We start from the raw sequence: 25794 nt of genomic DNA, 5'->3' as shown, positions 1-25794 counted from the left end.
GGGAAGTCCGCGCAGTGTAGGCGATCGTCGCGGCGCCACTGACCGGGCCGGCCTGCCGCCCATGCCCACCCGCAGCCGCCGCCCTGCCCGCCTCCAGGCCCTCCGGCCGTGGTTTTGCCGGCGCGTTATGCTGTCGTCTTTCCCGCAACCGGCCTTGACCGCATGCATCGGCAGTACCTGCGCAATGGCGTGATCGCAACGCTGTGGGCACGCCCGGACGAAGTGATGCTCGAGCATGGCGCCGGCGGCGAACTGCTGGTCGCCAAAATTCGCGCGGTGCTGTCGGGGCTGATCCTGTTGTTGCCGCTGACCGCAAGCCTCGGTGGCGCGGGCTCGACCGAAACCCTGATCGGGCTCGGCATGGCGGTGCTGGTCAACATCATCGCGCAGGTCTGGCTGGTGCTGGCACGGGATCATCGCAGGCATCGCTGGCTGCCCTACGCGACCGGCACCTACGATGTCAGCGCGACCACCGTGGTGCTGGCCCTGATGGCCTGGCACGACCCGGCCGCCGGCCTCAACAGCATCGTCGTCTGGTGCCTGTATGCGATCGCGATCATGGTCACCGCGCTGCGCAACGACGGCCGGCTGACCTTGTATGTCGGCGGCATGGCGATCCTGCAGTACGCGATCGTGGCCGCGACCCTGATCCGCAGCAGCCCGGAAGCCCTAGCCTCGATCGACTATGGCACGGTGTCGACCGGCGGCCAGATCCAGCGCCTGATCCTGCTGTTGATGACGACGCTGCTGACCTGCGCGATCGTCTACCGCATGCAGCGGCTGATCCTGCAGTCCGGACGCGACGGCCTGACCGGCTTGCCCAACCGGGCCTGGCTGCTGCAGCACATCCCGCGACTGTTCGACGCCGCGCGCGCCAATGGCCACACGGTGACGATGGCCCTGATCGACCTCGATCACTTCAAGCGCATCAACGACCTGTGCGGCCACCGCAGCGGCGATCGCGCGATCCGGCATATTTCGGCCTTCCTCAGCGAGGTGCTGGACGAGCACGAGCAGATCGCGCGGATCGGCGGACAGGAGTTCGTGATCCTGCTGCAGGGCCCCATCGGCAGCGCCTGGGAGCGGCTGGACCGGGCGCGCCGCAACCTGGGCCAGCAGCCCTTCCATCCTGAACGCGGCACCGAGTCCTTCAAACTGGGGTTCAGCGCCGGGCTGGCGGCGTTCCCGCAGGACGGCGCCGATGCCTCCACCCTGTTGGGTTGCGCGGACCGGCGCCTGCAGCAGGCCAAGCGCGACGGCCGTGGCCGCATCAACGCGCGCGATATCTGACCGGGCGGCGCCCACGGCGGCCCGCGGGTTGCCCCGGGCAGGTCGCTGCTCTAGGCTGCGAGCCGCAACCGCCTGCGCGGTCATCTTTGCTTTGCGACGGGGAACACGATGGATGGTTTGACGCGGGTCGGCTTCGGCCTGTTCGGTTTGGCGGTGTTGATCGGCATCACTTGGCTGTTCTCCAACAACAAGGGGCGCGTCGACTGGAAGCTGGTCGGCATCGGCATCAGCCTGCAGATCGCGTTCGCCTCGCTGGTGCTGCTGGTCCCCGGCGGCCGCGACGTCTTCGACTGGCTCGGCCACGGCTTCGTGAAGATCCTGAGCTTCGTCAACGCCGGTTCCGAATTCATCTTCGGCGGACTGATGAATGTCGAGACCTACGGCTTCATCTTCGCGTTCCAGGTGCTGCCGACGATCATCTTCTTCGCCGCGCTGATGGGCGTGATGTACCACCTGGGCATCATGCAACTCATTGTCCGCATCATGGCGCTGGCGATCACCAAGGTCATGCGCGTGTCCGGCGCCGAAACCACCAGCGTCTGCGCCAGCGTCTTCATCGGCCAGACCGAGGCCCCGCTGACGGTACGCCCGTACATTTCCCGGATGACCGAATCCGAGCTGATCACGATGATGATCGGCGGCATGGCGCATATCGCCGGCGGCGTGCTGGCCGCCTATGTCGGCATGCTCGGCGGCGGCAACCCGGAAGAACAGGCGTTCTACGCCAAGCACCTGCTGGCCGCGTCGATCATGGCCGCACCGGCGACGCTGGTCATCGCCAAGATCCTGATCCCGGAAACCGGCGAGCCGCTGACCCGCGGCACCGTGAAGATGGAAGTCGAGAAGACCTCCAGCAACATCATCGACGCCGCCGCGGCCGGTGCCGGCGACGGTCTGCGCCTGGCGCTGAACATCGGCGCGATGCTGCTGGCTTTCATTGCGCTGATCGCGATGATCAACGCGCCGCTGACCTGGCTGGGCGAGATCACCGGCGCGCAGGCCGCGCTGGGCAAGCCGACCAACCTGTCGACGATCTTCGGCTACGTGCTGGCACCGATCGCCTGGGTCATCGGTACGCCGTGGCAGGACGCGAACGTCGTCGGCTCGCTGATCGGACAGAAGGTCGTCATCAACGAGTTCGTGGCGTATCTGCAGCTGGCCGACATCGTCAACGGCCGCGTCGATGGCGTCGTGCTCAGCGAACAGGGTCGCCTGATCGCGACCTATGCGCTGTGCGGCTTTGCCAACTTCAGCTCGATCGCGATCCAGATCGGCGGCATCGGCGGACTGGCGCCCGAGCGCCGCAAGGACCTCGCGCGCTTCGGCCTGCGTGCCGTGCTCGGCGGCACCATCGCCACCTTGATGACCGCGACCATCGCCGGCGTCTTGACCAATCTCGGCGCCTAGCCGTCCAGGATCGCTGGTGAACATCGTGCATTCCGGAGTCGTCGTCGTCGGCTCGTTCAATCTCGACCATGTCTGGCACAGCAGCGCGCTGCCGCGTGCCGGCGAGACGCTGCAGGGTCGCTACCAGACGGGTCCGGGCGGCAAGGGCTTCAACCAGGCCACGGCAGCGGTCCGCGCGGGCGCGAAGACGGTGTTCGTCTGCGCGCTTGGCAACGATGCGGCTGGCGACATCGCCCGCGAGCTGTCCATCCGCGACGGCATCGACCTGCGTGCGCTGGCGGCGACCGCACCGACCGGCACTGCCGGCATCTATGTCGACGACGCCGGCCGCAACACCATCGTCATCGGCGCCGGCGCCAACGCCGAACTGAGCGACAGCCACGTCGCCGCACAGGGCCAGGCCATCGCGACCGCCAAGGTCGTGCTGGCGCAGCTCGAATCGCCGCTGCCCTGCGTGCTAGAAGCGATGCGGCTGGCGCGCGCGGCCGGCATCAAGACCATGCTGAACCCGGCACCGGCCAATGCCGACTGCCTGCGCGAACTGCTCGCGGTCACCGACGTGCTGACCCCCAACGAGACCGAGTTCGCCGCCCTGCTCGCCCGCCACACCAGCGAGCGCATCGACCCCGACACCATCGCCACCAGCGACGACAGCCGCCTGCAGCGACTGTGCCGCACGCTGCTGCCACGCGGTACGGTCGTCATCACGCTGGGCGCGGCCGGGGTCTTCGTCTCCCATCGCGCCGACAAGACCCGGGGCGATGTCAGCGACGGCTATCGCCTGCCGGCGGAAGCGGCCGAGGCGATCGACACCACCGGTGCCGGCGACGCCTTCAATGGCGCGCTGGCGGCCTCGCTGTCGCATACCCCGAACACGATCTTCGCCGACCACCTGCGCTTCGCGATCCGCTTCGCGGCGCTGTCGACCGAACGCCGCGGCGGCGCGGCGTCGATGCCCACGCAGGCCCAGGTGCTGGCGCGCTACGGCCGGGACTGAACGCCCGCGCCCGGCAAGCGGGGATGCGGGGCCATGGCGTCGCCAGCTCCCTTTCGGCTGACTCCTTTCAGCTCCCCCCTCACGGCAGGCCTGCGCAACGCAGGCTGACGGCAGACGTGATGCGGACGGCGTGCTGACAGACGACAGCCCTCGACAGGCCTAGAATGCGTGCATGCAGATCGGCCCCCACAGCATTGCGCCCCGGGTGATCCTCGCCCCGATGGCGGGGGTCACCGACAAGCCGTTCCGCCTGCTGTGCAAGCAACTGGGTGCCGGACTTGCGGTCTCGGAGATGACGACCAGCGATCCGCGTTTCTGGAAGACCGAGAAATCGCTGCGGCGCATGGACCATGTCGGCGAGCCCGACCCTGTCAGCGTTCAGATCGCCGGCACCGTGCCCGCGGTGATGGCCGATGCCGCGCGCCACAACGCCGACCATGGCGCGCAGTTGATCGACATCAACATGGGCTGCCCCGCCAAGAAGGTCTGCAATGCCTGGGCCGGCTCCGCACTGATGCAGGACGAAGCCCTGGTCGCACGCATCCTGCATGCGGTCGTCAACGCGGTCGATGTCCCGGTGACGCTGAAGATCCGCACCGGCTGGGACCACGACCAGCGCAACGCGCCGGCGATCGCGCGCATCGCGGAAGATGCCGGCATCGCCGCACTGGCCGTGCATGGCCGCACCCGCGACCAGCAATACACCGGCACCGCCGAATACGACACCATCGCGGCGATCAAGCAGGCGCTGTCTATCCCGGTGATCGCCAATGGCGACATCGACTCGCCGCGCAAGGCGCTGCAGGTGCTGCAGCAGACCGGCGCCGATGCGGTGATGATCGGACGCGCCGCGCAGGGACGCCCCTGGATCTTCCGCGAGGTCGCGCATTTCCTGGCCCATGGCCAGGAACTGCCGCCGCCTTCGCTGGCGGAGATCCGCGACATCCTGCTGGGCCACCTGCAGGCGCTGCACGCGTTCTACGGCGAAGTCTCGGGCGTACGCATCGCCCGCAAGCACCTGGGCTGGTATGCGAAGGACCGGCCCGAGCATTCCAGCGAGCAGCGCGACGCCTTCCGCGCCGTGGTCAACCGCGCCGACAGCGCACAGGCGCAGATCGATCTGACCCGCGACTACTTCGACGCCCTGGTCGCCGGCGTGGCGCCCGCGTGGTCGGTGGCCGCATGAACGCCTGCTGCCGATGCCGCCGCGCATCGCACCCATCACACCCCACGACCCAGGTGTCCCGATGACCTCGCCGACCTATCTGCATGGCTTTTCCGGCACTGAACAGACCCGGTTGATCAAGCAGGCACGCCTGCTCGAAGCGACCTTGTTCAGCCAGATCGACTACACCGGCGCGCAACGCCTGCTGGAAGTCGGCAGTGGCGTCGGCGCGCAGACCGAGATCCTGCTGCGGCGTTTCCCCGACCTCCACGTCACCGGCGTGGATCTCAGCGAGGCGCAGCTCGCCGCGGCGCACGACAACCTGGATCGCCTGCCCTGGTGCCGGGAGCGCTACACGCTGCAGCAGGCCGATGCCGGCAACCTCCCGTTCCAGCCGCGCGCGTTCGATGCCGCGTTCCTGTGCTGGGTACTCGAACACGTGCCCTCGCCGGCGCGCGTCCTCAGCGAAGTGCGTCGCGTGCTGGCACCGGGCTCGCCGGTCTACATCACCGAGGTCATGAACGCCTCGTTCCTGCTGCATCCGTATTCGCCCAATGTCTGGCGCTACTGGATGGCATTCAACGATTTCCAATACGACCATGGCGGCGATCCCTTCGTCGGCGCCAAGCTCGGCAACCTGCTGCTGGCCGGCGGCTTCCGCGATGTCAGCACGACGATCAAGACGCTGCACTTGGACAACCGCGAACCCGCGCGTCGCAAGACCATGATCGCGTTTTGGGAAGAGCTGCTGTTGTCGGCCGCAGGGCAACTGCTTGAAGCCGGCGCGGTCAGCGAAGACACCGTGTCGGGCATGCGCCAGGAGATCCACGACGTCCAGAACGATCCCGACGCGGTGTTCTTCTATTCGTTCGTCCAGGCGCGCGCGACGGTGTACTGAGCGGGGCGCCTAGGGCGCCGCCTGCTCGCCGGCAAGGCGGTCGGGCTCGTGCCAGATCCGCTGCCACATCTGGGGCAACCGCTGTGTCGCCGTCCACGGCCACGACAGCTGCGTTGGCGTGACCGGCCGCCATGCCGCGCCTTCGCGCGAGGCCACGGCGAAGTTGAAGCTGTAATCGGGCTCCGAGCCCATGCGCAGGTCGCTGAGCACCAGTTGGCCGTCGCGCTGCTGGACCTTCATGAAGCCGCGGTTGAACCATTGCAGGCGCTGCACCGCCGGATACGCCTCGACCGCACGCCACGCGTCCATATCGGACCGGTAGGCGCGGAACACCATCGGTTGCCGGTCGGCCGCCAGCGAATGTTCGCCTTCGACGTAACCATCCGGCGTCATCGCCACGACCCGCCACAGCAGCGTATTGAACGGCATCGGCACCGAGAAGCGCGGCGCGTCCTGCAGGCCGATCGCGGCCAGCGAACGTCCGGCCTCGCGCTCGACCAGCGACTTGGCGACCAGCGACCAGCCGAGATAGCCGGTGCTGAGGACAAGGCCGACCATCAACGCCCGCTGCGCGCCCGGCTTCGGGCCGGCCACCGCGGCTACGACGACACCGATCAGCAACCACAGCGTGTACAGGGGATCGATGATGAACACACTCGACCACATCGCCGGATGCAGCGGGATCGGCCACAGCAACTGGGTCCCATAGACCGTGAACGCATCGAGCAGCGGATGCGTCAGCAACGCGAGCTGGATGGCCCAGAACCAGCGCCACGGCGACGCCGCCACGCGTTTGCCGCGACGGCGGAACAGCCACCACAGCATCCAGCCCAGCAATGGAAGGGCCAAGAGCGAATGGCTGATGCCCCGGTGCAGCGTCATGCGCGCGACCGGATCGTCGGTGAACAGCGCGATGACCAGGCCGTCCAGGTCGGGCACCGTCCCCAGCGCAGCACCGGCCAGCAGGGCCGCCCGGCGATGACCGGGTGGCGCGATCGCCGCGGCCACCGAAGCGCCCAGCAGAATCTGTGTGATCGAATCCATGCGCGGATGCTAGCAGGCGCCGCGCACGCACTGGACGCGTGGCGGGGCGACGCGGGGGAGTCAGGCGACGCGCATCAAGCCGCGCGCGTTACCCCGTCGCAGGTCACTCCTTTCAAGGTCACCAGCCGCAGCCGCGGCGCGACCTCGGCCAGGACTTCGCCCCGATGCGACAGCAGGCGCAGCGCACCGTCGGGCTCCTCGACCAGTGCGGTCAGGCTTTCGACCCAGTCGCCGTCGTTGGCGTAGACCAGGCCATCGCGCTGCAACAGCGCCGAACGATGGATATGTCCGCAGACGATGCCGTCCAGCCCGCGCCGCCGCACGTCGTCCAGCCCGGCCTGCACGAAACGTTCGATGTAGCGCTCGGCCGCGCCGCTGCGCCGCTTCAGGAATTCCGACAGCGACCAGTACCGCATGCCCAGGCGCCGCCGCACGTCATTGAAGACGCGGTTGCCGGTCAGGATGCGGTAGTACAGCCAGTCGCCGAACCGCTCCTGCAAGCCGCCGAAATGGGTGATCGCGTCGTAGTCGTCGCCATGCGTCACCAGCAGGCGGCGGCCGTCGGCGGTGACGTGGATTGCGCGTCGACGCAGTTGCATGGCCGGCATCATCAGGCCGCAGAAACGCCGGATCGCGCGGTCGTGGTTGCCGGGCACGTAGATGATCTCGGTACCGGCACGGTGCTGCGCGTGCAGGGCCTCGAACACACGGTTATGTGCGGCGTCCCAGCGCGCGCGTCGCTGTGCCATCCACCACAGGTCGACGATGTCGCCGACCAGGTACAGTTGGCGACAGCGCACGTTGGCGAGAAAATCGGCGAGCTCGGCGGCATGGCAGTGCTTGGAGCCCAGATGGATATCGGAGACGAAGACCGCGCGCCGCATCGGTCCCGTCTTGTTGCTGGTCGACATGCTCATGCCACCACCTCCCCGTTGTCGGTGTCCACGTTGGCGGTCGCGCGCAGCCCACCCTGACCCGACGCCGGCACTGGCGTCGTCGCAGAGGGCTGCAGGTAACGCGCGCGTTTCCTGGGCTGCATCCGCTGCAGGTCCACTTCGATCAGGCCATCGATCGAATCGCCGAAATCCGGGTCGACGCCGAACGCCAGGAAGCGCGCGCCACCCGGCTCGCAAAGTTCGGTGTACTGCTTGTAGAGCGTGGGCACGGCACTGCCCAGCGCGCTGAGGTTCTGGCGCAGCACGCGGAAGGCGGTCTCGGCATCGAGCGTCCCGAAGCTTGGCGGCGCCGCGAAGTACTGGAACGGCCGCAGCGACACCGCCATCGTCTCGCCGTCATCGTCGCCGACACCGCTGCCTGCATCACCGGCAGCGCGCGCATCGGCACCCTCATCGTGCGCGTCGTCGAAGCGGGCGCCGTAATAGTGGGAGTAGTACGCCACCAGTTGTTCTCGCGCCGGCAACGGCAGCGCCGCGCTGATCGAGACCGCGCCGTACAGGTAGCGGACGCGCGGCCAGCGCCGCAGGTAGGCGCCGATGCCCTGCCACAGGTAGTCGAGGCTGCGGCTGCCCCAGTAATCGGGCACGACGAAACTGCGACCGAGCTCCATGCCCTGGGCCAGGCGCGGCACCGCATCGTCGGCATAGCGGAACAGCGAGGCCGTGTAGAGACCCTGCAGGCCGTGCCGGGCCAGGACCGGCGCGCCGCGCGCGACCCGATACGCGCCGGCAATGCGCTGCGAGGCAGGGTCCCATAAGAGAATGTGATCGTAATGCGCGTCGAAGCGATCGAGGTCGCGGCTGCGCCCCGTGCCTTCGCCCACCTGGCGGAAGGTCAGTTCGCGCAGGCGGCCGATCTCCTGCAGCAGCGGACTGTCGCCGGGCATCGACAGCAGGCGGATCTCGATGCCATCGACGGTGCGTCCCAGGCATTGCGTGTCCGACAGCGCCGTCTGCATCGATGCAACGTCAACGGCGTCCGCCAGGGGTTCGGCGACCCGGCCGGCGGCATCGTCGACCGGCGTCGCGATGCGGGACGGGCCGCCATCTCGCCCCAGCGCGTACAGCGTCTGCCGGACCCGTCGCAGGGCCACGGCCGGCGCCATCGCCTGCAGCGGCAGCGCATCTCCGATCCGCAGGCGCAGCCGCCGCTCGCGACGCGCGAACATCTCGCGCGCCAGCAAGACGGTCGCGGCCGGCTTGTACAGCGCCGAGGCGCCGTAGAACCACATCGAGTTGCGCGCGAGGATCCGGATCGGAAGCACCGGCGTATCCGTGGCCCGCGCCAGTTGCACGAAGCCCTTGCGCCAGCGCCCGTCGCGGACCCCGCGCAGGCCCATGCGCGACACTTCGCCGGCGGGAAACACGATCACGCATTGCCCGGCCGCCAATGCCTCGCGGATCGCGCGCAGGCTCGCGGGATCGGCGCGTCCGCCGAAGATCCGCACCGGCAGCAGCAGGTTCGCCAGCGGCGCCAGCGCCGACAGCATGTCGTTGGCGATGATCCGCACGTCCTGCCGGCGCCGGCCCACGCAGTCGAGCAGCGACAGCGCATCGAGCGCGCCGGAGGGGTGGTTGGCGACGATCAGCACGCGTCCGCTGGCGGGAATGCGATCGATGCCGCCCCCCTCGACGTCATAGCGCACCTGCATGTGGCGCAGCGCCGCGGCGACGAACTCCAGGTCGCGCAGATGCGCATGGCCGGCCAGGAACGACGCCACCGCCGCCAGCCCCGACCAGCGCCCCAGCGTGCGCAGCAAGGGCCGCGCGATGCGTTCGCGACGCCCGCGGAACCAGTGCGGGTAGCGCTGTTGCAGGCGTTCTTCGAGCTGGAGCATGTCCATTCCACCTCTGCCGGGTCGGCGGCAGTGTGCTGCGCGCTCGCGACAGCCCGATGGCGGAATTGCGGCGCCGCGATGACAGCCACGGCCCGGCCGGCGTTCCGCGGGCGGTCCGTGTGCGGCCTGTGGCCCGCCCGTAGCGGCCCGGCGACAGGCCTGTCGCGGATCGCTTAACCTGCGTGAAACATCCCCCCCTGCAAGATGCGCCCTTGGCCGCGCCCGTGTATCATCTGCACCCATCTTTTCATCCGAATACAAGGATATAGTCGATGTCCAGCTACCTGTTCACCTCCGAATCCGTCTCGGAAGGTCACCCGGACAAGGTCGCCGACCAGATTTCCGACGCCGTGCTGGACGCGATCCTGGCCCAGGACAAGCGCGCGCGCGTGGCCTGCGAGACCATGGTCAAGACCGGCGTGGCGATCGTCGCCGGTGAGATCACCACCAGCGCCTGGATCGACCTGGAAGCCCTGACCCGCAAGGTCATCGTCGACATCGGCTACAACAGCTCCGACGTCGGCTTCGACGGCGCGACCTGCGGCGTGCTGAACCTGATCGGCAAGCAGTCGCCCGACATCAACCAGGGCGTGGACCGCAAGAAGCCCGAGGAAATGGGCGCTGGCGACCAGGGCCTGATGTTCGGCTATGCCACCAACGAGACCGACAGCTACATGCCGGCGGCGATCCACCTGTCGCACCGCCTGGTCGAGCAGCAGGCCAAGATCCGCAAGAAGAAGAACTCGCCGCTGTCCTGGCTGCGTCCGGACGCCAAGAGCCAGGTCACCCTGCGCTACGAGAACGGCGAAGTCTCGGCGATCGACGCGGTGGTGCTGTCGACCCAGCACGATCCGGGCATCAAGCAGAAGGACCTGATCGAGGCCGTCCGCGAAGAGATCATCAAGCCGGTGCTGCCCGCGAAGTGGCTGCACAAGGGCACCAAGTTCCACATCAATCCGACCGGCAAGTTCGTCATCGGTGGCCCCGTGGGCGACTGCGGCCTGACCGGCCGCAAGATCATCGTCGACACCTACGGCGGCTGGGCCCGTCACGGCGGCGGCGCGTTCTCGGGCAAGGATCCGTCCAAGGTCGACCGTTCGGCGGCCTATGCGGCGCGCTATGTCGCCAAGAACGTCGTGGCCGCCGGCCTGGCCGACCGTTGCGAAGTGCAGGTCTCCTACGCCATCGGCGTGGCCGAGCCGACGTCGATCTCGGTCACCACGTTCGGCACCGGCAAGATCAGCGACGACAAGATCGAAAAGCTGATCCGCAAGCATTTCGACCTGCGCCCGTACGGCATCATCCAGATGCTCGACCTGATCCACCCGATGTACCAGCAGACCGCGGCCTATGGCCACTTCGGCCGCAAGCCGAAGGAATTCAGCTACACCGACGGCAGCGGCAAGTCGCACACCGCGACCGCGTTCTCGTGGGAAAAGACCGACAAGGCCGAAGAGCTGCGCAAGGCCGCGAAGCTGTAAGTTCGCCGCTTGCCATCGCGTCATCGGGAACGGGCCGCATCGCGGCCCGTTTCCTTTTGCGGGCGGGTTGGACCAGGGCTCGTCGGTGCAGGGCTTGCTGGCTCAGGACTTGCTGACTCGGCGCGTACTCGTGTTAGCTGCGGGGCAGTCACCACCGACACGTTCGCCGCGGCCCCGTCCGGGGCCCGATCCATCGACAGGCCCGATCCATTGGACTGTAGGCAATCGGCTGATGCGCCGCAACATCTTTTGCGGGCCCTGATCGTGTGCTATCTGTGGCTGCAGGACTGGCCCACCCCACGCAGGCCCCGACATGCAGGATTGCTACGACGAGATGCACGCAGCGGACGGCAACTGCCGCCCGCATTACCACGCCTTCGACGACTGGCTGAGACGTACACCCGATGAGCAGGTCGCGCACAAGCGACGCGAGGCGGAGATCTCGTTCCACCGCGTCGGCATCACGTTCTCGGTCTATGGCGAGGAATCGGGCAACGAACGGCTGATCCCGTTCGACCTGGTACCGCGCATCCTGCCCGCGTCCGAGTGGCGCATGCTCGAAGCCGGACTGCGCCAGCGCGTGCATGCGCTGAACCTGTTCCTGGGCGACATCTATGGCGACCAGCGCATCCTGCGCGACAAACGCATTCCGGTCGAACTGGTGCTCGGCAACAGCGAGTACCGCAAGGAAATGCAGGGGCTCAGGGTCGCCGCCGACGTCTATTCGCATATCTCCGGTATCGACCTGGTGCGCGCCGGCGATGGCGAGTACTACGTGCTGGAGGACAACCTACGCGTCGCCTCCGGCGTGTCCTACATGTTGGAAAACCGCAGGATGATGGCGCGGCTGATCCCGGAGCTGTTCGCACGCCAGCAGATCGCGCCGGTGGAACGCTATCCCGATGCGCTGCTGGAAATCCTCAGCCAGGCCGCACCGGCGGGCATCGACAATCCGACGGTCGCGGTGCTGACACCGGGCGCGGGCAACTCGGCCTATTTCGAGCATGCGTTCCTGGCCCAGCAGATGGGTGTGGAACTGGTCGAGGGCGCGGACCTGTTCGTGCGCGACGACATGGTCTACGCGCACACCACGCGCGGCCCACAGCGCGTGCACGTGATCTACCGCCGCATCAACGACGACTTCCTCGATCCCGAGGTATTCCGCCCGGAATCCCTGCTGGGCGTGCCCGGCCTGTTCGGCGCCTACCGGGCCGGCAACGTGACCCTGGCCAACGCACCAGGCACCGGTGTCGGCGACGACAAGTCGGTGTATCCGTACGTGCCCGACATGATCCGCTACTACCTCAGCGAGGAGCCGATCCTGCACAACGTGCCGACCTGGCAACTGCGCAAGGCCGACGACCTCAAGTACGCGCTCGACCATCTGCCGGAGCTGGTGGTCAAGGAAGTCCATGGCGCCGGCGGCTACGGCATGCTGGTCGGACCGGCCTCGACGCGTGCGGAAATCGAGGAGTTCCGCGGACGCATCCTCGCCAATCCCGACAACTACATCGCCCAGCCCACGCTGTCGCTGTCGACCTGTCCCACCTTCGTCGAGAGCGGGCTGGCGCCGCGGCACATCGACCTGCGGCCGTACGTGCTCAGCGGCAAGCGCATCCACGTGATCCCGGGTGGCCTGACCCGCGTCGCGTTGCGCGAAGGCTCGCTGGTGGTCAACTCCTCGCAGGGCGGCGGCACCAAGGACACCTGGGTACTGGAATCCGATGGAGGGCTGGCCTGATGCTGTGCCGCACCGCCAACGACCTGTACTGGGTCGCGCGCAACATGGAGCGCGCCGAGAACACCGCGCGCCTGCTCGACGTCGCGCAGCGCATCTCGATGCTGCCCGAGCGACTGGACCGCAACAAGGCCGCCGCCGGACCGTGGCGGCGCGCGCTCGACGCACTGGGCGCCGCGCCGGCGTTCCTGCGCCAGCACGACAGCATCGATGCCGACGGCGTGGTCCGCCACATGCTGCTGTCGCCGGACAACCCGGCGTCGATCTACAGCTGCATGCGCGCGGCACGCGAGAACGCACGCGCGCAACGCGTTGCGATCACCTCTGAAATGTACGAGGACCTCAACACCTCCTGGCTGGAGATCCGCAGCCTGGATGCCGACCGCCTGCGGCGTGACGGCCTCAGCAATACGCTGGAATGGGTCAAGAGCCGTTCGGCCTCGTTCCGTGGCGTCACCATCGGCACGCTCGGCCGTGGCGAGGGCTATCACTTCCTGCAGATGGGCGCCTTCATCGAACGCGCCGACTGGGCGATCCGCCTGCTCGACATCACCGGCAGCGACAGCGACCTGCCCGAGTCCGGCGAAGCGCGCGATGCCGTGCAGTACTTCCAGTGGAGCGCGCTGTTGCAATCGCTGTCGGCGTTCGAGACCTACCGCCGCATGTATCGCGAATCGGTCAGCCCGGCCAACGTCATCGCGCTGATGCTGCTCAACGACGACAACCCGCGCTCGCTGCAGACCTGCCTGGGCGCGATCCACGACGTGTTGCGCACCCTGCTCGGCAGCGAATCGCTGGAAGTCGCGCGCCAGGCCGGCGCACTGGCGGCGCAGGCAAGATACGCGCGCATCGACGAGGTCATTTCCGGCGGATTGGAAAGCTGGCTGCAGGACGCGATGAAAAAACTGACCCGGCTGGGCGAGGAGATCCACCTGCAGTTCATGGCGACCACGCCGGACGCGCGTCCGGCGCAGCGACAGCTGCAGATCTAGCCGCGATCAGGTGCGCAGGAAGATCTCGACGCGACGGTTCAACTGGCGGCCGGCGGGATTGTCCTGGCCGTCGACCTCGTTGGGCGCCACCGGCTGCGCTTCGCCATAGCCCTTGGCCGAGGCCGTCTGCGCGGCGCCACGCTGCCGCAACGCCGCGACCACCGACTGCGCACGACGGTCGGACAGCTCCAGGTTGTAGGCGTCGCTGCCCTTGGCATCGGTATGCCCGCGGATGTCCATCTGCCTGGCCTCGACCTGCTTCAACGCCGACGCCAGCACATCCAGCACTTTGGCCGCATCCGGGCGGATCTCGGACTTGTCGAAATCGAACAGCACCTGGTCGTTCAACGTGATCAGCACCCCGCATGGCGCGCCGGGCGGCGCGAACCGGCGCAGCGGCGGAAACCTGCCGGCCGGCAGCACCTTGGGGATCGGTGCCATCGCCACGGTCCTGGATGGCGTGCCGACCTCGCCGCTGCCGTCGCCATGGTTGCGCACCAGCCCCTGCGGACCGTTCCAGGTGCCGGAGCCATCGGCGTTGATCGTCACCAGGCCCTGGGGCCCGTTCCAGGTGCCGGAGCCATCGCCGTGGTTGCTGATGATGCCGTGGTCGCCGTTCCAGGTGCCCGCGCCGCGGCCATCCAGGCTGATGATGCCGTCAGGCCCGTTGTAGCTGCCAGCGCCATCCGCCTCGACCGCGATGATGCCGTCGTCTCCACCGCCGCTGCCATTGCCGTTGATGGTGCCGCTGCCATCGGCATTGATCGTGATGATGCCGCCCTCGTAGTTGGCGGTACCGGTGCCGTCGGCGTCGATCCTGAAGATGCCCTCGTCGCCATTGCGCGTCAGGTTGCCCTGCGCATCCACGCTGGTGATGCCGGCATCGTTGACCAGCGCGCCGTCGGTGGCGCAGTTGGCGGGCTTGATGCTGACGCCCGCGACCGGATCGATGATGTCCTGCATCGATGCCTGCAAGGCGCGTTGCGCCGGCCCGATGCCGACGATCTCCGGAATCACGATCTGCGGGATCGCCGGAAAATCTCCGTCTCCGGCGGTGCCGGCCTCCGCCCGGACTGCGGAGGTCTGTACGCCGTCGACATCACCGGCCGCAGCGTCGGTCGCAGCCGTCGCGCCGGTCACTGATGCGGAGGCGGCCGCATCGGCCTCGGGCGTGCGCTGGCAGGCTGTCATCGACAGCAACACCAGCAGCGCAGCGGTGGCGCGGATTGGGACAGCCAGCCTGGCGGGATGGGGCATCGTCGTCTCCTTCTGTTCCGGGGTGCGAACGCTGTATAGCAGCCACGGATTCAGGTTTCGTGAGCGTCGCCCGCGCCGTCCCGGCCACGTGAAGACCGGCTGGATCGCGTGCGTCGCAAGCGGGCCCGGAGCGCAAAGGCGCGATATAATCGCTGGCTTGTGCCGAGGGGCGCTGCGACCACGACCGGGCGACCGGCATGGCCAGGCTCGGCAAGGTTTTCCAGCGACAACGGCGCCCGTATCGAGAGTCCCCGGACTCCCTTTTACGGAGCAATGCCATGAACGCACAGATCAAGACGTTTTCCACCGATGGCGACTACAAGATCGCCGATATTTCACTGGCCGAGTGGGGCCGCAAGGAACTCGATATCGCCGAGCACGAGATGCCGGGCCTGATGTCGATCCGCAAGAAGCACGCCGCCTCGCTGCCGCTGAAGGGCGTCCGCGTGACCGGTTCGCTGCACATGACGATCCAGACCGCGGTGCTGATCGAGACCCTCAAGGACATCGGCGCCGACGTGCGCTGGGCCTCGTGCAACATCTTCTCGACCCAGGACCATGCCGCCGCCGCGATCGCCGTGACCGGCACACCGGTGTTCGCCTGGAAGGGCGAGACGCTGGAGGAATACTGGGACTGCACGTTGGACGCGCTGACCTTCACCCTGCCCGACGGCACGCTGACCGGCCCTGAGCTGGTCGTCGACGACGGCGGCGACGTCACCCTGCTGATCCACAAGGGCTTCGAACTCGAGAACGGCTCCAAATGGGTCGACGAACCCGCCGCCTCGCACGAAGAGCAGATCATCAAGAACCTGCTCAAGCGCGTCGCCGTCGAGCGTCCCGGTTACTGGGCGCGCGTGGTCGCCGACTGGAAGGGTGTCTCCGAAGAGACCACCACTGGCGTGCACCGCCTGTACCAGCTGGCCCAGGCCGGTACGCTGCTGGTGCCGTCGATCAACGTCAACGATTCGGTCACCAAGTCCAAGTTCGACAACCTCTACGGCTGCCGCGAGTCGCTGGCCGACGGCCTCAAGCGCGCGATGGACGTGATGCTGGCCGGCAAGGTCGCCGTGGTCTGCGGCTATGGCGATGTCGGCAAGGGCTGCGCGGCTTCGCTGCGTGCCTACGGCGCGCGCGTGGTGGTCACCGAGATCGATCCGATTTGCGCACTGCAGGCGGCGATGGAAGGCTTCGAGGTCAACACTATCGAATCGACCCTGGGCCGTGGCGACATCTACGTCACCACGACCGGCAACAAGGACATCATCCGCGTCGAGCACCTGCAGGCGATGAAGGACCAGGCGATCGTCTGCAACATCGGCCACTTCGACAACGAGATCCAGGTCGATGCGCTGAATGCCCTCAAGGGCGTGCAGAAGATCAACATCAAGCCGCAGGTCGACAAGTACGTGTTCGAGGCTGCCGATGGCAGTGCCGGCAATGCGATCTTCCTGCTGGCCGACGGCCGCCTCGTGAACCTCGGCTGCGCCACCGGCCACCCGAGCTTCGTGATGTCGAACTCGTTCGCCAACCAGACGCTGGCGCAGATCGACCTGTGGGCCAACAAAGACAGCTACGAGAACAAGGTCTACCTGCTGCCCAAGCACCTGGATGAAGAAGTGGCCCGCCTGCACCTGGAGAAGATCGGCGTCAAGCTGACCACACTGACCACCGAACAGGCCGACTACATCGGCGTGCCGGTCGAAGGCCCGTACAAGCCGGACCATTACCGCTACTGATCGCTCCCGCGATCGGCAAGGCAAGAAAACGGGCGCCGCAAGGCGCCCGTTCTTTTTTGTGCCCAACGCCCCTGTGCATCCGAAGGGCATGCACCAACGAAGCAGGAATACTTCAAAGTACGCAGAAGGCGACCACGCTTCAAGGGCCGTGCGTCAGCGCTGCGGCTGCGCCAGGACGTAGGCGATCGCCGCACGGATCGCCGCGACCTGGGCGTCGTTGCATTGTGCGGCGGTCGCGCTCGCGCTATCGGGATAGACCTCGGTCGTGGTGACGTACCGCGCATCGGTGATGCCCGCGCACAGCCCCAGCCGCTTGACCGGATAGTTGATGACGCCATGCGCCACCACCGGCGACCCGATCATCCGCCCCTCGGCATCGGCCGGCGCGATATGGGTCACCCGCTCCACCGCCGCGATCACGGCCTGCTGGAACTCGGGCTGCGGATTGGCGCTGTCGCCGACCAGATAGAAGCCATCCGGGATGCTGCCGGGTTCAAACGCGACGCCATCGCGCGCGGCCAGTGCCGGCCTGAACTCGGACTCGTCGGTATCGGTGGTTTCATGCAGGTCGATGTGCATCAGCACCTGCGCATTGAACGGGGCCACCAGTCGCATCAGCGCAGCCGATTCCGGCGCCGGGCTGTCGGCACGGAACGAACGGTTCGGGTCGATCGCCTGCGGGTTCCAGCGCTGCACGCGCTCGTAGGCCCAGGGACTGATGCACGGCACCACCAGAAGGTTCGCGCATCCCGCGCTGTCATCGGCATGGAGCCGGGCGAACTGCAGGGTGCCCTGGACGCCGCTGGTTTCGTAGCCGTGCACGCCCCCGGTGACCAGCATGCATGGCAAGGCGTCGTCCCAGTCGCGGCTTTTCAGCGCCAGCAGCGTGTAGTGGTCGCCCGCATCCTCGACGCGACCGTACTCGACGACCTCCCACTGTCCGCGCAGGCCTTCGATCGCGGCGACGACCTCGTCCTGGTAGCTGCGCCGACGCTGCTGCCGGGCATGCCACAGCGCGCGTTCCGCGTCGCCCCAGGGTTGCCCGGGAACACCGATGGAATGGAAAGCCTGCTGCGTCACCGCGCCACCTGCCTGCGTGTCACCAAGAGGAGGCGACTGTAGCACCGGCCCGGCCTCGGCTCCGTGCAGGCCTTGCCGTCGTCATGGACGCCAGTTGGCGTTGCGCTCCCAGAACGCGACGCTGCGCTGGTAGGCCTCCCGGTCCAGCGCCACGCCGGAGCCGCCCTCCTCGACTCCGAGCGCGTTGCGCATCATCGTGATCGGCGCCATCGGAATCTCATCGGGCTCGGCGGTGTACATGCAGCCGACCACGCCCCAGTCGCCATCGATTGGCGCGCCTTCCTTCGCCAACTGCGCGGCGCTGTAGAGGATCACGACCAGGTAGTCGGCGACGGGCGGCGTCACGCCTTCGAACCAGCGCACCAGCACCGGGAGTTCCTCGCGCGAACGCGCCTCGTAGGCGGAACGCAGCTGATGACGATTGTCGTCGGTGACCGGCACCGTCAGGCAGCGTGTCGAGGTCCAGTTGCGATGCACGTGCAGTTTGCAGAACGGCGCGTAGCCATCGAGCACCTTCAGCGGCGTGTGTTCGTTGAGGTACCGGGCGAACTGCTCGGGCGTGCAGTCCTGGATCGTGTTGGCACGCGGCGTGCGCGGGAACAGGCGCGTACGCGCGAACGGCGTCAGGAGGATGGACATCGGGTCTCCAGGTCGGGATCGGGCGCCACGGTACAACGCCGGCCGCCGCTCCCGCCAGGCGCCCCGGCGCTGTCGTGCACCGGCATCCAGTCGTTCACCGGCTTCCAGGTGTCAGGCCACCGTTGCCAAGAACCCTCAGGCGACCCGCGCACGCTGCGTGCGGTTGCGGCCGTCGAGCTTGGCGCGATACAGCGCGGCATCGGCTTCGCGATACAGCGCATCGGCATCGGCATGGTGGGCGGCATCGAAGCTGCTGCAACCGATGCTGACCGTCACCGATTCGCGGATGCCGTCGAAGGTCAACCGCGCGCGCTCCAGGCCGCTGCGGAACGCTTCCGCGCGCGCATGCGCCGTCGCCGCATCGACGGGAAGGATCGCGCCAAACTCCTCGCCCCCGAGCCGCGCACACAGCTGTCCCTCACCGACCGGGAAGGCATCGCGCAAGTGACGGGCGAACTCGCGCAGGCAGGCATCGCTGGCGACATGGCCGAAGGTGTCGTTGATGCGCTTGAAATGATCGATATCCAGGATCAGCAGCGACAGCGTGGGCCCGGCGTTCGCCGCCTTCAGCGCGCGATCCAGCGAGGCCGAGAACTCGCGCCGATTGGGCAGGCCGGTCAGGCCATCGACGCGGCTCTGCTTCTCGAAGACATCGCGCTGCTGGCGCAGGTCCTCCTCGAGTTCCAGGCGCGTCCAGTACTCCCGATGGCTGCGGGTCATCACCAGCAGCATGTACACCGTATAGACCAGCCACATGGCGCCGACGCCCAGTGCGACGTTGTTCCACAACACCACCAGGGTCGGTGCCATCACCGCCAGCACGGCGAGCGCCCCGGTCAGCTTGCGCATGCACAGGGTGTGCGCGATCGCCATGCCGAATGCACCGGAGAACAGCAGGGCGATCAACGGACCGGGCTCGGGCAGCATGCGCTGCGCCCAGGCACTGAACGCGCCCCAGCCCACGGCCGTCGCCAGCACCACGGCCCAGATCGAGCGCAGGTAACGCTGCGCAAGGCGTTCGTCGGGGATCGCGGGCGCCGGAAGCAGGACCCGGACAATGGCCAGCAGCAGGAAGCCACCGACCACCAGCATCGAGGGCAGTCGATAGGGCGAGGCCAGCCCGGTCACCGCGAACGCCAGCCCGGCCGCTACCGCATAGAACCAGCCCCCCAATCGTGCACGTTGCCGCGTCTCCATGACCTCCTGCATCAGCAGGTTGCGGGCGCGCAGCAGACTGGGCTGGGATTCGGTCGGTGCATTGGGCATGCGCGCAGAGTAACGGGGATCGCCGGCGCAGGAAAACAGGGAAGCGCAGCATTTTCTGCGCCTTGCGGCCCGCAGCGACGACGCGCGCGTCCGCCGTCGACGCCTGCGCCAGTGACCCCGGCGGAGGCCTCGCGAGGCCATGGCGATGCGCCTGGCCAAGGATACGCGCGAGCGGGCATGACCCGGAGTCGACCCGTACGCCGCAACCTCTTCACATCCATCGCGATAAAGAGATATTATTGCGAGCAACACGCCCCGGCCTGCCGACATGATCCCGATCAGTTTCGAGTTCTACCCGCCCAAGAACCTGGAGCAGCGCGAGCAGCTGGACCGCACCGCGGCCAAGCTCAAGCCCCGCGCGCCGGACTATGTGTCGTGCACGTTCGGCGCCGGCGGCTCCACGCTGAGCTACACCTCGGAGACGGTCCGCCACCTGCAGCAGGAGCACGGCTTCGACGCCGCACCCCACCTGTCCTGCGTCGGCGGCAGTCGCGAGGAGATCCGTGAACTCCTCAAGCTCTACAAGGCCATCGGCTGTCGGCGCATCGTCGCGCTGCGGGGCGACCTGCCGTCGGGCATGGGCCATCCGGGCGATCTCCGCTATGCGTCCGACCTGATCGCATTCATCCGTGCAGAACATGGCGACCACTTCCACATCGAAGTCGGTGCCTACCCGGAAACGCATCCACAGGCCGACAGCGCGCTCGACGACCTGAAGCACTTCAAGACCAAGGTCGACGCCGGCGCCAGCGCCGCGATCACCCAGTACTTCTACAACGCCGACGCCTACTTCCATTTCGTCGATGCCGTGCGTCGACTGGGCGTCGAGGTGCCGATCACGCCCGGCATCATGCCGATCTCCAATTTCAGCCAGTTGCGTCGGTTCTCCGAACAATGCGGCGCCGAGATCCCGCGCTGGATCGGAAAGCGCATGCAGGCCTACGGCGACGATGCCGACAGCGTGCGCGACTTCGGTGCGGACGTCGTGGCCGCGCTGTGCGAACGCCTGATCGATGGCGGCGCGCCCGGCCTGCATTTCTACACGCTCAACCTCGCCAAGCCGACCAATACGGTGCTGTCGCGCCTGGCAGGCTGAACGCAACCGCGTACGCGCGATCGCTTCTGCAGCAAGCGGACTTCATTGCGCCTGCCGGCCCGGCTAGTCTTGTCGGATGCCATGCCAGCCGCCACCGCCGCATCCGATCGCAGGCCCACCGTGGCTGGCGCGATGCAGGGCAACCAGACTCGCGGCGCCTGCCGTCCTGCTCCCTGCAACGCTGCTGACCAACGGGCTGCCTCTCAGCGGACTGCTCCTCATCGGACTACTGCTCATCGGCGTGCAGCCGCCAGCCAACGCACAGGTCAACCGTTGCGAGACGGCGGACGGACGTACGGCCTACACCGACAAGGCCTGCGCGACGATCGGCGCGGTCGACAGCCTTGCGCGTACGGGGCCAGCGTCGACATCGGCGACACCCCGCCGCCGCGCCTGTAATCGCGAACTGCAGGACCTGATCTTCGAACTGACGGCGGCCATCGACAACCGCGACGCGAATCGACTCTCGGGGCTGTATCACTGGCCCGGCGCTTCGACCAGCGGCGGCTACGCGGTCATGGCGCGACTCGACGCGATCGCACAGCGCCCGCTGGTCGGCATCACCGAACTCTATCCGGCCGATCCTCCGCCACCGGCGCCTGTCGCGACGACTTCCGTCGCGCAGGCCGGCATCGGCACGCCCACGATGCCGTCACCGCATCCGCCATCACAGCCGATATCGCCATCCGTGGGCGCACGCCCCGCGCAAGCGCCGCGCCAGCCCAGCGCACTGCGCCTGGAACAGACGCTTGCCAACCAGAGCACGCCATCGCAATCGGTCTTCGGACTACGCAGGCACCTGGGGTGCTGGTGGATCAGCCTGTAGGAGGCGCGCCAGAGATCGTGGCCGTATCCGTTCGCATCGGAATACGCTCCACGCATCGTTGAAACAGGGCGGCACCGTCACGAGCAACCGCGTGCCACGACACCTCACGGCATGCTGGGTGAAAAGAACAGCGTCGCGACCACACCGTGTTCCTGACCCGGGACCACCCGGACATCCCAGTCGTAGAGCTTGCACAGTCTGCGCACGATCGACAGGCCGATGCCGCCGCCCTGCGAGTGTTCCGCATGCGTCCCACGATAGCCGCGTTCGAACAGGCGGGCCGCATCCTCGGCGCTCAAACCAGGGCCGGAATCGATGACCTCGACCGCGCCATCGAGCACGCGGACGATGACGGCGCCTTGCAAGGTGTACTTGACCGCATTGCCGATCAAGTTGCCCAGCGCGACGGACACAGCCGCTTCCGGTGCATCGACGATCAGCCCGGTCGCGCCTTCCAGCTTCAACTGGAGTGGCTTGCCACCCAGTTGCTGGCGATGGGCATCGAACAACTGCTCGGCGACCTTCGCGACATTGGTCGCGCCTCGACCGCGCTCGTTCCGGGACAACAGCAGCAAGGCACTGATCAGGTCGGTGCATTGCTGCTCGGCACGCTGGATGCGGAGCAGTCTTGCGTGCGTCTTTTCGTCCAGTTCAGCGCGCGACAGCAGGAGTTCCACCGCACCCTTGATTACCGCCAGCGGTGTGCGCAGTTCATGGCTGACATCGGCGTTGAACTCCCGGTCGCGCTTGACCACTTCGGTCAGCCGCGCCGAGTAGTCGTCCAGCGCCTTGGCCAGCTCACCCACTTCGTCGTCCGCGAAGTGCGGCGCCAGCGCCTGTGGCTGCACGCTGCCACCGGAACGGCGTAAGCGCTTGGCCAGTTCCGAGACGGGACGCATGACCCGCGATGCAGCCCACCAACCCGTCAGCAACGACAACAGCGAGAACAGCACCACCGCGCCCACCATCGCACGCCGGAACTGCGCCTCACCCTGTGCGGCCTGGGTCATGTCGTACGCGAGGTAGAACCAGGCTTCCGGCGTCTTGCGGACCGCAAGCTTGTAGGACATCGGCTGGCCGAACTCGTCGGTCCCGGTGATGCCATGGATGCCGTCGGCGAGCGAGTACCATTCGGGCCGGTTCACGCGCACGGACTCGAACCGATCAGGCGAATAGATATAGGCCTTGATCTGCGTCACCGGGGCAACCGGATTCAACGGGTCCATCGCGTACTGCCGCGCCGCCTCGTCGATATTGCGGTTCATCACGTCTTCGACGAGCGCGTTCTCGACCCGGTTACGTGCTTCCTGGGTCAGGAAGGCAAACAGCGTCGTCAGTCCCAGTCCCAACAGGACGAAGGACAGGATGATGCGGCTGCGCAGCCGCCGGCGGTAGCGCCTCGTCCTGCTTCGCGCAGGACGCTCCGGCGTCGACTCAGGTTCCGCCATCGGGCTGGGCGATCCGGTAGCCGATGCCATGACGGGTCTGGATCAACGGATTGCCGAACGGCTTGTCGACCATCGCGCGAAGACCATGGATGTGCACGCGCAGGGAATCCGAATCCGGCAGTTCCTCGCCCCAGACGCGGGTCTCCAGCTCCTGTCGGGTCACCACGGCCGGGGATGCTTCCATTAACGACTGCAGGATCTTCAACGCGGTCGGGTTGAGCTGTACCAGCTTGCCGCCACGACGCACTTCCAGCGTGTCGAGGTTGTATTCCAGGTCGGCAACGTTGAGCACCCGCGTCTGCACGCCCTTGCCACGGCGCGACAGGGCATTGAGGCGGACTTCGACCTCCTGCAGCGCGAAGGGCTTGATCAGGTAGTCGTCGGCACCGGAGTCGAAACCGGCGAGCTTGTTGTCGAGGCTGTCGCGCGCGGTCAGCATCAGCACCGGGGTCTGCTTGCGCGCATCGTTGCGCAGCTTGCGGCAGACTTCGAGGCCGTCGATGCCGGGCAGGTTGAGGTCGAGCACGATGGCATCGAAATCATGGACCACGGCCAGGTGCAGTCCGGTGACGCCATCCGCGGCGAAATCGACGGTGTGCCCGCGATCTTCGAGATAGTCGCCGAGGTTGGCAGCGATGTCCTGGTTGTCTTCGATGACGAGTATGCGCATAGGGCTGGAAACTCAGTTGCTGAGGGGCATCCGCCCCGTTGGCCACACGGGCGACTGGCCCCTGCGGCGCGATCTGTCTCTGTCCGGCCGGCGGCGATGACGGGCATCGCTGGCGGCACGGGCGTGGACGGTCTGCGGAAGATACCGCAGCCACCGCCAAACCGGTGTGACCGCCGGCCCGTCGATCAGCCTGCGGCCATCTGCGCAATGGCCCCGGCCCGCCAGCAAGCGCCGGCGCCTCCCACAAAACAAAGGGCCTGAGCGAGACCAGCGCCCAGGCCCAAAAAGGTCGTCCCCATGACCACCACATCCAACCGTCACCACATTGCACCGGCAGGTCCCGAACGGGAGTGCCTGCCTGCGATGCCAAAGTAGCGCCGGGGCAATTAAAGCGCCGTTAAAGCCAGCGTTAAGTTTTCGTGGCCTTGCCGGCACGGCCGCGCGAGGGACGCTCGCGGTTCAGCGGCCCGCGCAAGGCCACCTGTGCGGTGACGAAATCCAGCATCTCGCCGGCCACATCCACGCCGGTCGCGGCCTCGATGCCTTCGAGCCCGGGCGAGGCATTGACTTCCAGCACCAGCGGTCCACGCTCGGCACGGATCAGGTCGACGCCGGCAATGTTCAGACCCACAGCCTGCGCGGCACGGACAGCGACATCGCGCTCGTCTTGGCTGGCGTCGACGGCCTCGGCGCTGCCGCCCCGATGCAGGTTGGAGCGGAAGTCGCCCGCCGCCGCCTGCCGCCGCATCGATGCGACCACGCGATCGCCAACCACCAGGCAGCGCAGGTCCGCGCCTTCGGCCTCGGCCACGAACTCCTGGACCAGGAAGCTCGCATACAGGCCACGCAGGGTCTCGACCACGCTGCGCGAGGCGGACGGCTTCTCGGTCAGCATCACGCCATTGCCCTGCGTGCCTTCGTTGAGCTTGATGACATGCGGCGGCGGGCCCAGCATCGACAGCAGGTCGATGGTGTCGTCGGGGTTGTCGCCGAACACCGTCACCGGCATGCCGATGCCGCGCGAGGCCAGGATCTGGTGGCAGCGCAGCTTGTCACGCGCGATCGCCACCGAGGCCGAAGGATTGGGGGTGTAGCTGCCCATCAGTTCGAACTGGTGCAGCACGGCATTGCCGTAGCGGGTGATCGAGGAACCGATGCGCGGGATCACCGCGTCGTAGCCATCGATCGGCTTGCCCTTGTAATGCATCGCGAACCCCTCGCTGCTGATGCGCATGTAGCAGCGCAGCGGGTCGAGGATGCGCACGCTGTGATCGCGGTGACGTGCCGCCTCGACCAGTTTCCGGGTCGAGTACAGCTTGCTGTTGCGGGAGAGGATGGCGAGCTTCATGGCGTGCCCGGCGGGGCTCCGGAAAAAGGACGCCAACGCGCTGGCGCAGGCCGCCCAAAGAAACGGCGGCATCATCGCGAAGGATGATGCCGCCGATGTCTGGAGCGGGTGATGTAAACAAGCACCCGTTTCCAACCCATTGATTCAGAATGGGTTTTTTGTGTTCGTTAAGCGAGAAACATCCCCATTATGTACCGCCGTCTTCGAGCAGACAACCACGCCTTTTCCATGGTCATCTCCTAACGTCCAGCGAAGGCCATGCCGCGGTGCCCGGCGTGAAGGACCGCCCCGCCGCGGGAAGTCTCGACCTCAGCGAATCGATCGCGTGGCGCTCCGATTCAAGCCTGAGCGTATCGAGGCTCATAGCCTTGTCGGCCCCACCCCTACCGACACATCAGGGAGCCTGAGCCGTCCCGCCCGTGTGACGGTGGCCCAATTGTGGCCGAGCGGCGTACCCATCGTCGCGCCCCCCTTCAAAGGCTGCGATCGGCCAGGAGCAGGCGTTTGCTATGGGTCGACTTCGGACCATTCTGGACAGCAAGCCAAAGGAAAAAGCGGCCTTGCGGCGTGTTTTTCGTTTGTATGGAACCAAGGGGGTACTCGTAAGCTAGCCATAAGC

21 protein-coding genes and 1 riboswitch are annotated in these 25794 nt (G+C 67.2%); of the genes, 11 read left to right on the top strand and 10 right to left on the bottom strand.

The window, feature by feature from the left end:
• Positions 1-162: 162 nt before the first annotated feature.
• The 5 genes from ACYX7E_RS07735 to ACYX7E_RS07715 all read left to right on the top strand — a co-directional run bounded on the left by ACYX7E_RS07735 (position 163) and on the right by ACYX7E_RS07715 (position 5757).
• Positions 163-1290 (top strand): GGDEF domain-containing protein, encoded by a 1128-nt coding sequence (locus tag ACYX7E_RS07735; RefSeq protein ID WP_462079990.1) that lies wholly within the window; start codon positions 163-165, stop codon positions 1288-1290.
• A 108-nt stretch (positions 1291-1398) separates the two neighbouring features.
• Entirely contained in the window at positions 1399-2697 is a 1299-nt protein-coding gene (locus ACYX7E_RS07730; protein WP_462079989.1) for a NupC/NupG family nucleoside CNT transporter, read from the top strand.
• Between the two features lie 22 nt (positions 2698-2719).
• Entirely contained in the window at positions 2720-3694 is a 975-nt protein-coding gene (locus tag ACYX7E_RS07725) for a ribokinase (RefSeq protein WP_462080249.1), read from the top strand.
• Positions 3695-3866: 172 nt separating this feature from the next.
• Positions 3867-4880, top strand: a complete 1014-nt coding sequence (gene dusB / locus ACYX7E_RS07720; RefSeq protein WP_462079988.1) for a tRNA dihydrouridine synthase DusB — start codon at positions 3867-3869, stop codon at positions 4878-4880.
• Between the two features lie 13 nt (positions 4881-4893).
• Entirely contained in the window at positions 4894-5757 is an 864-nt protein-coding gene (locus ACYX7E_RS07715) for a methyltransferase domain-containing protein (protein WP_462079987.1), read from the top strand.
• Positions 5758-5766: 9 nt separating this feature from the next.
• Here the strand turns inward: ACYX7E_RS07715 and ACYX7E_RS07710 are convergent, their stop codons facing one another.
• From ACYX7E_RS07710 to ACYX7E_RS07700, 3 genes are all read right to left on the bottom strand, one after another.
• Complete coding sequence (locus ACYX7E_RS07710; protein ID WP_462079986.1) at positions 5767-6801, bottom strand: metal-dependent hydrolase; 1035 nt, start codon at positions 6799-6801, stop codon at positions 5767-5769.
• 74 nt (positions 6802-6875) lie between these two features.
• Positions 6876-7712, bottom strand: a complete 837-nt coding sequence (locus tag ACYX7E_RS07705) for a UDP-2,3-diacylglucosamine diphosphatase (protein WP_462080248.1) — start codon at positions 7710-7712, stop codon at positions 6876-6878.
• A gap of 2 nt (positions 7713-7714) precedes the next feature.
• Entirely contained in the window at positions 7715-9595 is a 1881-nt protein-coding gene (locus tag ACYX7E_RS07700; RefSeq protein WP_462079985.1) for a lysophospholipid acyltransferase family protein, read from the bottom strand.
• Positions 9596-9867: 272 nt separating this feature from the next.
• Between ACYX7E_RS07700 and metK the strand changes: the two genes are divergently transcribed.
• From metK to ACYX7E_RS07685, 3 genes are all read left to right on the top strand, one after another.
• Positions 9868-11076 (top strand): methionine adenosyltransferase, encoded by a 1209-nt coding sequence (metK, locus tag ACYX7E_RS07695; protein WP_462079984.1) that lies wholly within the window; start codon positions 9868-9870, stop codon positions 11074-11076.
• Between the two features lie 313 nt (positions 11077-11389).
• Positions 11390-12817: a circularly permuted type 2 ATP-grasp protein gene (locus ACYX7E_RS07690; RefSeq protein ID WP_462079983.1), complete on the top strand. Its 1428-nt coding sequence runs from the start codon at positions 11390-11392 to the stop codon at positions 12815-12817.
• Entirely contained in the window at positions 12817-13806 is a 990-nt protein-coding gene (locus ACYX7E_RS07685; RefSeq protein ID WP_462079982.1) for an alpha-E domain-containing protein, read from the top strand. The genes ACYX7E_RS07690 and ACYX7E_RS07685 overlap by 1 nt, the downstream gene beginning before the upstream one ends.
• Positions 13807-13812: 6 nt before the next feature.
• Here ACYX7E_RS07685 and ACYX7E_RS07680 read toward each other — a convergent pair whose 3' ends face one another.
• On the bottom strand, positions 13813-15063 hold the full coding sequence (locus ACYX7E_RS07680) for an OmpA family protein (protein ID WP_462079981.1): 1251 nt from the start codon (positions 15061-15063) through the stop codon (positions 13813-13815).
• A 158-nt stretch (positions 15064-15221) separates the two neighbouring features.
• A riboswitch (S-adenosyl-L-homocysteine riboswitch) is annotated at positions 15222-15308 on the top strand.
• A gap of 33 nt (positions 15309-15341) precedes the next feature.
• Here ACYX7E_RS07680 and ahcY point away from each other — a divergent pair.
• Positions 15342-16802, top strand: a complete 1461-nt coding sequence (ahcY, locus tag ACYX7E_RS07675) for an adenosylhomocysteinase (RefSeq protein ID WP_462079980.1) — start codon at positions 15342-15344, stop codon at positions 16800-16802.
• Positions 16803-16955: 153 nt separating this feature from the next.
• On the opposite strand, the gene ACYX7E_RS07670 is transcribed toward ahcY, so the two are convergent.
• The 3 genes from ACYX7E_RS07670 to ACYX7E_RS07660 form a co-directional block, all read right to left on the bottom strand.
• Positions 16956-17882, bottom strand: a complete 927-nt coding sequence (locus ACYX7E_RS07670; RefSeq protein ID WP_462079979.1) for a M14 family metallopeptidase — start codon at positions 17880-17882, stop codon at positions 16956-16958.
• Positions 17883-17963: 81 nt separating this feature from the next.
• A complete protein-coding gene (locus tag ACYX7E_RS07665) occupies positions 17964-18521 on the bottom strand; it encodes a DUF3228 family protein (RefSeq protein ID WP_462079978.1) in 558 nt (185 codons plus the stop codon).
• Positions 18522-18656: 135 nt separating this feature from the next.
• Positions 18657-19787 carry a GGDEF domain-containing protein gene (locus ACYX7E_RS07660; RefSeq protein WP_462079977.1) on the bottom strand — a complete coding sequence of 377 codons (1131 nt, stop codon included), beginning with the start codon at positions 19785-19787 and terminating at the stop codon, positions 18657-18659.
• 268 nt (positions 19788-20055) lie between these two features.
• On the opposite strand from ACYX7E_RS07660, the gene metF reads away from it, so the two are divergent.
• Together metF and ACYX7E_RS07650 are read left to right on the top strand one after the other, a co-directional pair.
• Positions 20056-20883 carry a methylenetetrahydrofolate reductase [NAD(P)H] gene (gene metF / locus ACYX7E_RS07655; RefSeq protein WP_462079976.1) on the top strand — a complete coding sequence of 276 codons (828 nt, stop codon included), beginning with the start codon at positions 20056-20058 and terminating at the stop codon, positions 20881-20883.
• Between the two features lie 241 nt (positions 20884-21124).
• Complete coding sequence (locus tag ACYX7E_RS07650; protein WP_462079975.1) at positions 21125-21709, top strand: DUF4124 domain-containing protein; 585 nt, start codon at positions 21125-21127, stop codon at positions 21707-21709.
• 104 nt (positions 21710-21813) lie between these two features.
• Here the strand turns inward: ACYX7E_RS07650 and ACYX7E_RS07645 are convergent, their stop codons facing one another.
• From ACYX7E_RS07645 to rimK, 3 genes are all read right to left on the bottom strand, one after another.
• The gene (locus ACYX7E_RS07645) at positions 21814-23157 is read right to left on the bottom strand and encodes a sensor histidine kinase (protein ID WP_462079974.1); all 1344 of its coding nucleotides are present in this window, start codon (positions 23155-23157) and stop codon (positions 21814-21816) included.
• A complete protein-coding gene (locus ACYX7E_RS07640) occupies positions 23144-23827 on the bottom strand; it encodes a response regulator transcription factor (protein WP_462079973.1) in 684 nt (227 codons plus the stop codon). The genes ACYX7E_RS07645 and ACYX7E_RS07640 overlap by 14 nt, the downstream gene beginning before the upstream one ends.
• Before the next feature lie 409 nt (positions 23828-24236).
• Positions 24237-25175: a 30S ribosomal protein S6--L-glutamate ligase gene (rimK, locus tag ACYX7E_RS07635; RefSeq protein WP_462079972.1), complete on the bottom strand. Its 939-nt coding sequence runs from the start codon at positions 25173-25175 to the stop codon at positions 24237-24239.
• Positions 25176-25794 lie beyond the last annotated feature (619 nt).

This window comes from Luteimonas sp. RIT-PG2_3, from assembly GCF_054902115.1.
The sequence above is the reverse complement of the archived record's forward strand: the minus strand, read 5'-3'. Positions and strand labels throughout refer to the sequence as shown.